Raw genomic sequence first — 8,797 nt, forward strand, 5'->3', positions numbered from 1 at the left:
AATTCGGGTTGGTCTGCGTCTCTTGCGGTAGTTGACAACCGTCGTCGGCGGCGAGCGGCTCACCCGCATCGGCCGTCTGGCGGCCGGAGGCTAGAGGCTGGACATGCCCAGGTAGATGGCCTCAAAATCGACGTCGATCTCGACTATCGGCCGTGACCCACCTGCGACCGTGCTGGTGGACCGATGTGGCTCGCGCCCACGCGCCGTTGGGCCGCGCCCGTGACAGGCGCCGGGCGGGGAGCGACCTGGTATCAGGGCGACTGGCAGGAGGGCGACGATGAGCAAGGACTTCCGCACGGTTGGCCGGGGCCTGTCGAACTGGGGGCGCTGGGGGTTGGACGACGAGGTCGGAACCCTGAACCTGATCACGCCGGCGCGGGTCGCCGCGGGGGCGGCCCTGGCGCGGACCGGCCGCGTGTTCGATCTGGGGTACGTCCTGTCGTCGAAAGGTCCGCAGATCGGACTGGGCGGGCGGGTGAACCCTGTCCATCTGATGTCGATGACGGGCCAGTCCGTGTATCCCGACGGTGCCGGATTCGCGGACGACTTCATCGTCATGCCACTGCAGTGCGCCACCCAGTGGGACGGCCTCGCGCATGTCTTCTACGACGGCTTCTGCTACAACAACGTGCCCGCGTCGTCGATCACCCCGCAGGGAGCTGGAAGGCTCGCCATCGACCGGATCGCGCGGGGGGTCATCGGGCCGGCCGTGCTCGTGGACGTGGCGCGTTTCCACGGCGTCGACTGCCTGGCACCGGACCACGGGATCGGCCCACGCGAGCTGGATGCGGCCCTCGACCGCCAGGGTGTCACGCTGGAGCCGGGGACCATCCTGGTCGTGCGCACCGGGTGGACCCAGCGGTTCACCGAGGGCTCGGCCGCCGAGTTCATGAGCGGCGAGCCCGGCCTCACCCTGGAATGCGCCCAATGGCTGCACGAGCACGACGTGGCGGCGCTCGCTGCCGACAACTGGGCGGTCGAACGGTATCCGACCGGTGACCCGCACGCCATCATGCCGGTGCATTACATTCTCATCCGGGACATGGGAATGACGCTCGGCGAGATGTTCGACCTCGAGACGCTCGCCGCGGACTGCGCCGCCGACGGAGTGTACGAATTCCTCCTGGCCGCGCCGGCGCTGAAGGTCGCGAACGGCGTCGGGACGCCCCTGAACCCGTTGGCGGTGAAGTAACGGCTGACTCGGCGCCAGGCCTCGAGCTGTTCGCGGATTCGGGACCAGCGCTACACTCCCCGGTGCCCCGGAGACGTTCTGAGCGCCGGGGCGGATCCAGGACTTTCCACGGGGGGAACAGCACGATGACCGAGCCAGCCGATCACACCACCGGCAGGGAGCAGCTGCCCGCACCGCGCGGAAGCATGCAGCCGGCGCCAGCTCCGCACCCGGCGTGGGCGCCGAATCCGCCGTACCCGCCGTACCCGGCCCAGCCGGGCTGGTCCGGCGCCCCGGCCCGGCCCCCGGTCGGGGGGGTTCCGCCGGTCCCGCGCAAGCAGGGAGCCTGGGGACTGTGGTGGCTCTGCGTACTCACATTCTCTATCTACTATCTCCTCTGGTACGACCGGATCAATGCGGAACTGGCCGCCGTTCTCGGCCAGCCGCGTCGGGCGAACAGCCGGTGGTGGAACCAGCTCATCCCGTTCTGGGCCTTCGTCGGCCTTGGCGCCACGGCCAAGCGTCTCAACGCCGCGCACGCCCTCGTCGGCTCACCGACCCGGGTCGGGGTCTTCACGTCCTGGTTCTGGGCTCCGGCCTGGTTCGGCTCACAGACCCGTTACCTGCAGCGCCGCCTCAACATCCTGCACGACGTGCTGACCTCGCGGACCACCCAGTCCGGATACTGATCGCCCATACCAACGTCGTCGAGGCGTTGGCCGCCTTCCCGCGAGCGCCGCATGCGGGTGCCGCCCACGGCACCACCGCCTGGCAGGCGGTCCTCGACGGGTTCGACGGGTTCGACGCCGAGACCTACCTTCGAAGGGCGCTCGTCGACGGGCTGTCAGGTCAATCGTTCAGCTCAGCCGGCCGGGTAGAAGAGGAACAGGGTGCAGCCGGTGGTGGTCGCGGGGATGTGCCACGAGCCGGCGGGGGCGTGCAGGAACGTGCCGGCCGGGTAGTCGCGGGCGCCGTCCTGGAAGGTGCCGGCGAGTACGTAGACCTCCTCCGGGCCGGGGTCGTGAACGTCCCGCCGCGGCCAACGGGCGCCCGGGTCCATCTCGAGCACGTTCGCGTGCGCGCCGGACGGCCCACGCCACAGGGAGCGCAGCCGCACCCCGGGGAAGAGCTCGCGGACCGGGATGTCGTTGGTCTGGACGGCGATATACCCCTGCTGGGCGAGGATCTCAGGGTGTTGGACCTCAGGGTGTTGGATCTCGGGGCGCGGGATCTCCGGGTGCATGACACCGATGGTGCCCTGCGCGGGGCCCGGTGAGACAGCGCCTGCGCGGACACCGCCCGGTGCTTTCCTGCCACGCATCGTGGGGTGGCCCTGGTCCGGCACGCCACGCCGGTTGTACCAGACGCCGACGATCGCACCGCCGGCGAGGACGACACCGAGACCGATCAGCCAGGAAAGGAGGGTGAAAACCACGCCGATCTCACCGTAGTTCAGCTCGTTCGAGACGATCGAGTCGGAGAACAGCAGCCGGCTCACCAGGCCGAGTCCGGTCAGCCCGATCGTGGTGAACACGGTCGCGGGAAGGATCTCCCGCCAGCGCAGCCGACCGCACAGAAGGATCCAGGTGCCGCCCCACAAGAACAGTGCGAGTGCGACGGTGACGATCAGGCCCTGGCAGACCTGGCCGGCGGTCGTGCGGGACAGCATCGTGCCGGTGGCCGTGCTGCCGGCCAGAAAAACGATCAGTCCGGCGAGCCAGAGCAGCTGCGCCAGCAGGCCGCGCGGTCCGAGCGGCGGTATCCGATGGGCGCGCCGATAGATCGACTGCACCGACCCGGCCAGGCTCAGACCGCCCAGGCTGATCCACAGCGCCCCCAGCCCTGTCCACGTGGATTGGACGCCTGCGCCGGTGTGGGGAGTGCCGGTGTGAGGAGTGAGGAGACGCTCAACCGCGAGGGCGGCCTCGTGGTTGAGGCCCATCCGCCTGATGATGACCTCTGCCGCGCCGCCGGGACGTAGCGGCGACACGGCGGCAAGCATGATCAGGAAGGGGAAGAACAGCATCAGGATGAGCGCGGCCAGCGTCATCGCACCGTTGATCAGATCGCCTTCCCGCAGCCGGCTGGCCAGGTCCTGCGCCGCCGAGCCGCGCCACCTGGCCCGCAACCCGTCCCGCAGCCGCAGCGCCCGGTCCCGGGCGGCGTTCACGGACAACCGGGATCCGACCGAGTCTCCCCCGTGGTGGAGGCCGCCGCGGGGGCCATGGCAGCCGCCATCGGCCTTTCGGGGCTTTCGCGGGAGTTCGGGCAAGACGTCATCCCGTCCGTACGCCCTGGGCCGTCGTGATCCGGCCGGTTCGGGCGGCCTCGGCCAGCGCGGCGTGGTCCCGTTCGTTCTGGTCGGCGTAGGCCTCGGCGAACCGGGTGATCGCCCGGTCGAAGGCGTCACCGGCGCCGAGATAGGCGGCGATCGCGACCGGGTCGCCCGAGCGGGCGTGCGCCCGCGCCAGGGTGGCCCCGCACAGCCTCCCGAACAGCGCGAGGCCATGGGCGTTCATCCGCGCCGGAACCGCGATGCCCTTCCAGTCCTCGAGCTGGCGGATGTAGAAGTCGCGGCGCTGCCCGTCGATCCCGTCCACCCGACGCCAGCCCAGGAAGATGTCGCCGGCGGCCTGCATCAGACGTTGGCCGGCGACGACCCGCTCCCCCTGACTGTCGTAGCGGCTGGCGGGAAGGTGTTCGGCCAGGACCGATGTCTGCGCCTCCTTGACCTGCAGGAGCAGGGGATCGTCGGGGCCGCGGCCGAGGAGCAGCGCCACCCAGCACCGGGTGCCCACGCTGCCGACACCGACGACCTTGCGGGCTACGTCGACGAGCCGGTACCGGTGCAGCAACGTGCGCCGGTCGTCGCCCAGCGTGGCGCCGTACTCATCGACGATGGCGGTGAGCTGGCCGGTAAGCCGGTCGCGGTCGGCTCCGGCGAGCAGCTCCCGGACGGGGACGAGCAGCGGCGGGTCTGAGCGAAAACGTGGCCCGGCCGGCGTGGTCTCGGTCAGTGCGGCGAAGGCCCGGTGCCGGTCGCGACCGCGGGCACGGCGGGTGGCCCGAGCGACCTGCCGGGCCGCACGTCCCGGCAGGGCGTCGGCGAGCTGGTCGCGCAGCTGGTCGGCCTCGACGTGGGCGTACCAGACGTCGAGGGTGGTCATAGCGGCGAACCGGCGCATCCAGCCCCGGTAGGCCCCGGCCGCGGCCAGCACGGCCGCCCGGCGCGTCGACCGGCCGAACCCGTTGGCACGACCGGCGATAACGAGGCTCGCCGCCAGGCGTTTGACGTCCCACTCCCACGGGCCGGGCAGCGTCTCGTCGAAATCGTTGAGGTCGAACATGAGATGCCGCTCGGGCGAGGCGAGGAGCCGAAAGTTGAGCAGGTGCGCGTCGCCGCACAGCTGCACGTGTATTCCGGACACGGGCGTGCGGGCGAGGTCCGCCGCCATGAGCGCCGCCGCGCCGCGAAAGAACCGGAACGGTGATTCCAGCATGCGCGTATAGCGCAGCGGAACGAGTTCCGGCAGCCGTGCCCGAGACTGGAGTTCGAGCAGATTCACCGGGTCCGCCCGGCCTGGCCCCGATTCGTACTCGCCGTGTGCCCAGCGCGGCACGAGATCCCGCGCGGCCTTTCCCCGAGCGGCGCGTTCGAGCGACGTGAGATTTTGGATTTCTACGGACAGCCCTGTCCGCAGGGATTCCGCGGCAGGAAATGGGCTGACGACAGCTGTCATGATCCGCCTCACCCCGAAGCAAACTTTCCCGCCCGAGCAGTGCCCGCGAGCGACGATCCACAAACGTGCAACACAGCTGGATCATGGCCCTCGGGACCGCTTTCCGACTTTTCCCGACCTGCTCAGCGTCACGCGGAGCAGGCGCGGTCCGTTCGCCAGTTCGACGTCGTCTGCCGGTGTGTCTCTGACGAATTCAGACTTCTCGTAGGGCGAGAAGACGGCAACCGTCGGCTGCGCTCCGGAGGCCTGCACGGCCTCGTCCGTTCCCACATAGCCGGCCAGAATACTGTCGTCCTGAGCCGGCAGCGAAGTCACCGGGTTTCAGGTTCCGGCATCCGCCCGGGTCGGCTCGTCGCTGCCGTGGGCCAGCAATGCGGCGCTGCCCAGGCCCACGAGGGCGATGACGGCGAGGGTGACCATGGCGGCGGCGTAGGAGTGCCGCGCCAGGCCGGCGACGAGGATGGTGCCGGCGATGGCGGTGCCGAGGGAGGAACCGAGGTTCGAGATGCTGCGGGAAAGGCCCGAGATCTCGCCCTGTCGTCGAGCGGGAAAGGCGGACTGGACGACGTTGACCGAGGGGGTGAGCATGACGCCGACGCCGATACCGGTCAGCAGCAGCCCGGGGGCCGACGCCCACGGGCTGGGCGATCCCGCCGCCATGCCGAGCAGGACGGCGATGCCGGCGATGTTCAGCGCGAACCCGGCCATGATCAGGGTGCGCTGCGGGTACCGGACCGCGAGGCGCTGCGCGGCGAGCGAGGTGGCGAGCAGGCCGATGGTGGCCGGGGTGAAGATCAGACCTGTCTGGATGGCGTCGTAGCCGCGGACGACCTGCAGGTAGGCCGCGACGGTGAACGAGGCACCCATCAGCACCAGCCACTGGATGTTCTGGGTGATCAGGCCGAGGTTCGAGGCACGGTTGCGGAACAGCGTCGGGGACAGCAGCGGATCGCGACCGGCCCGTTCCCAGGCCCGCGCCCGGCGCAGGAAACCGGCCAGGACGACCACGCCGGCGACCAGCAGGACGGCCGTCAGCACCAGGTTGTCGTCGGCGGCGAGGATACCCAGCACGACCAGGACGAGGCCGGCGGCGGACAGGACGGCGCCCAGGACGTCGAAGGAACGTTGCGGATCCGGGGGAAGCGGGTCGGGAAGGGACCGCGCCAGGATCAGCACGAGGGCGATGACCAGCGCCTGGAACACGAACGCCGCCCGCCAGCTGATCGCGGTGGTGATCAGACCGCCGAGCAGCGGCCCGGCCGCGGCCCCGACACCCGCGGCGGCCATGACGGCCCCGAAGGCACGGGCGCGGCCGGTGAGATTGGTGAACAGCACCGTGATGAGGATGTAGACCGGGGGGATCAACAACGCGGTGCCGATGCCTTCGAGGATCGAGTTCCCGAGGATCAGCACACCGAGTCCGGGTGCGGCGGCGCTGAGCACGGCGCCCACCCCGTACACCGCGAGCCCGGCGAGAAAGCAGCGTCGGCGGCCGAACCGGTCGGCCAGGACCCCGCCGGGGATCATCAGCGCGGCCATGACCAGGAGAAACAGTGTGATGGTCACCTGCACGCCCTGGGCGGTCGTGTTGAGGTCGGCACTGATGTCGTTGATCATCACGTTCATGTTCGACCCCGCGAAGCTGCAGATGAACTGCGCGAGGACGAGTGGGGCCAACAGCCACCGCCGGGTGCCGGCCGGCGGTGGGGCGTGGGCCGGTGCCAGGGTGCGAGCCGGCGGCGAGATGTCCGCCGAGGGCCAGCGGCCGGCCGGCCGCGGGGCGCGCGTTCCCGTGGCGCGGGTCTGCCTGCTCATGCCGGCTGCCTGTCTCCGACCAACTGCTCGGCCCGGTCAAGCTCCTCATCCAGGGCGATGGCGGCGTCGATGAGCGCGAGATGGGTGAAGGCCTGGGGGAAGTTACCCAGCTGCTCTCCGGACGGGCCGATCTCCTCGGCGAACAGGCCGACGTGGTTGGCGTAGGTGAGCATCTTGTCGAACGCGTAGCGGGCCGCGTCGAGACGCCCGGCGCGGGCGAGAGCCTGCACGTAGAGGAAGGTGCACAGGTTGAAGGTGCCCTCGGATCCGCGCAGGCCGTCGGGCGAGGCGTCCGGGTCGTACCGGTAGACGAGGCTGTCGCTGACAAGCTCGTCGTCCATGGCGTCGAGGGTGCTCAGCCAGTCGGGATCGTCCGGGGCGAGAAAGCCGACGCGGGGCATGAGCAGCAGGGATGCGTCCAGGACGTCGGTGTCGTAGTGCTGGACGAAGGCGTGGCGCTTGTCGCTCCAGCCGCGGTCGAGGATCTGTTGGAACACGCGGTCGCGGGCGCCGCGCCAGCGGGTGAGGTCGCCGGGGCGGGAGTGGGTGGTCGCGAGCGTGATCGCACGGTCGAAGGCAACCCAGGTCATCAGGCGGCTGTAGGTGAAGTTCTGCCGGCCGCCGCGGGTCTCCCAGATGCCCTCGTCCGGGCGATCCCAGTGCTCGGTCAACCAGTCCGTGACGCCGGCGAACGCGTTCCAACCGCGGACGGCGCCGATGTCCTTTGTCTCGGCCAGGGCATAGGCGGTCTCGCCGTAGATGTCGAGCTGGATCTGGTCGGCGGCGGCGTTTCCGGCCCGGACCGGGGCGGAACGCCGATAACCCTCCAGATGGTCGAGAACCTCCTCGGTCAGGTGGGGTTCTCCGTCGACGCGGTACATGATCTGCAGCGGCTCGCCGGAGACGGTGACCCCCGCGTCCAGTCGTCCGCGCAGCCAGCCGCGGAAGGCGTTCGCCTCGCGGGTGAAGCCGAGCGCCGTCAGGGCGTGCACGGACAGGGAGGCGTCACGGATCCAGGTGTACCGGTAGTCCCAGTTGCGTTCGCCGCCGATCTGCTCGGGCAGGCCCATCGTGGCGGCGGCGATGGGGGCGCCGGTGGGTGCGTAGGTGAGCAGCTTCAGCGTGATCGCCGAACGGGTGACCATCTCGTGCCAGCGGCCGCGGTACCGGGAGGCACGCAGCCAGTCCAGCCAGAAGGCACGGCAGGTGTCGAACGCCTTCACGATCGACTCGACGGTGGGTGGTGGGCCGCCGCGATGTCCGTGGCGGCCGGCGTCGCCGTCGCCGTCGCCGCTGGTGCTGGTGCTGGTGAGGACGACCGCGGCCAGCTCGCCGGCGTTGAGAGTGAAGCGGGCGGAGACGTCCTGGCCGTCCGGATGGAGCGTGACCGGGGCGGTCGCCTGCAGCCGCAGGTCCGTGCCCGGGCCTTGGAACACCATCGACCCGTCATCGAGGTGGCGCAGAGTGTGGGAGGCGCGGCCATAGTCGAACCGCGGCCGGCACAGCAGCTCGAACGGCAGGCTGCCGCGGACCACCCGGGCGACCCGGATCAGCCGGTGCCGCGGCGACGGGACGGTCGACGGATCAGGCTCCATGAAGTCGACCACCTCGCCCACCCCGCCCGGCGCCATGAACCGGGTGACGAGCACCGCGGTGTCGGTGAGGTAAAGCTGCCGGACGGTCGCCCCGTCCACGTCACTCACATCGGCGGCCAGACGGCAGTGGCCGCCCCGATCGCTGTCAAGTAGCGAGGCGAACATGCTCGGCGAGTCGAACCGTGGCGTGCACCACCAGTCCACGGTCCCGTCGGCCGCGACCAGCGCCGCGGTCTGCAGGTCGCCCACGAGGCCGTGATCCGCGATCGGTGGATATTCGTCCATGATGGCACCTCCGCCGACCATCGTGCACCTCACCCACCATGACCGCATCCTCACCATCCGTGATGGTGCGTGGCGCCCCCACTGCGGTGAAGATCGGTGATGACGCCGAGTCCGTGTCAAGGCTTCCTGAAAACTGACCACGTGGGGGTCTCGGAAATTTGACCCCCTGGTCCCTGGTTGATCAGTTGTGG

At 70.2% G+C, this 8,797-nt stretch carries 6 protein-coding genes; 2 read left to right on the forward strand and 4 right to left on the reverse strand.

Going from position 1 to position 8,797, the window contains the following annotated elements; all coding sequences use genetic code 11:
- Window positions 1-277 precede the first annotated feature (277 nt).
- Both MXD95_RS09865 and MXD95_RS09870 read left to right on the forward strand, forming a co-directional pair.
- Entirely contained in the window at window positions 278-1,192 is a 915-nt protein-coding gene (locus MXD95_RS09865; protein ID WP_250640258.1) for a cyclase family protein, read from the forward strand.
- A 125-nt stretch (window positions 1,193-1,317) separates the two neighbouring features.
- Complete coding sequence (locus MXD95_RS09870; protein WP_250640259.1) at window positions 1,318-1,860, forward strand: hypothetical protein; 543 nt, start codon at window positions 1,318-1,320, stop codon at window positions 1,858-1,860.
- Window positions 1,861-2,033: 173 nt separating this feature from the next.
- Here the strand turns inward: MXD95_RS09870 and MXD95_RS29590 are convergent, their stop codons facing one another.
- From MXD95_RS29590 to MXD95_RS09890, 4 genes are all read right to left on the reverse strand, one after another.
- The gene (locus MXD95_RS29590; RefSeq protein WP_250640264.1) at window positions 2,034-3,341 is read right to left on the reverse strand and encodes a YhjD/YihY/BrkB family envelope integrity protein; all 1,308 of its coding nucleotides are present in this window, start codon (window positions 3,339-3,341) and stop codon (window positions 2,034-2,036) included.
- A gap of 106 nt (window positions 3,342-3,447) precedes the next feature.
- Window positions 3,448-4,911 carry a DUF2252 domain-containing protein gene (locus MXD95_RS09880; protein WP_250640260.1) on the reverse strand — a complete coding sequence of 488 codons (1,464 nt, stop codon included), beginning with the start codon at window positions 4,909-4,911 and terminating at the stop codon, window positions 3,448-3,450.
- Between the two features lie 321 nt (window positions 4,912-5,232).
- Window positions 5,233-6,726, reverse strand: a complete 1,494-nt coding sequence (locus tag MXD95_RS09885; RefSeq protein ID WP_250640261.1) for an MFS transporter — start codon at window positions 6,724-6,726, stop codon at window positions 5,233-5,235.
- Window positions 6,723-8,606 carry a glycoside hydrolase family 15 protein gene (locus MXD95_RS09890; protein ID WP_250640262.1) on the reverse strand — a complete coding sequence of 628 codons (1,884 nt, stop codon included), beginning with the start codon at window positions 8,604-8,606 and terminating at the stop codon, window positions 6,723-6,725. The genes MXD95_RS09885 and MXD95_RS09890 overlap by 4 nt, the downstream gene beginning before the upstream one ends.
- Between the last annotated feature and the right edge of the window lie 191 nt (window positions 8,607-8,797).

Source organism: Frankia sp. AiPa1 (genome assembly GCF_023243075.1).
Taxonomy (GTDB): Bacteria; Actinomycetota; Actinomycetes; order Frankiales; family Frankiaceae; genus Frankia.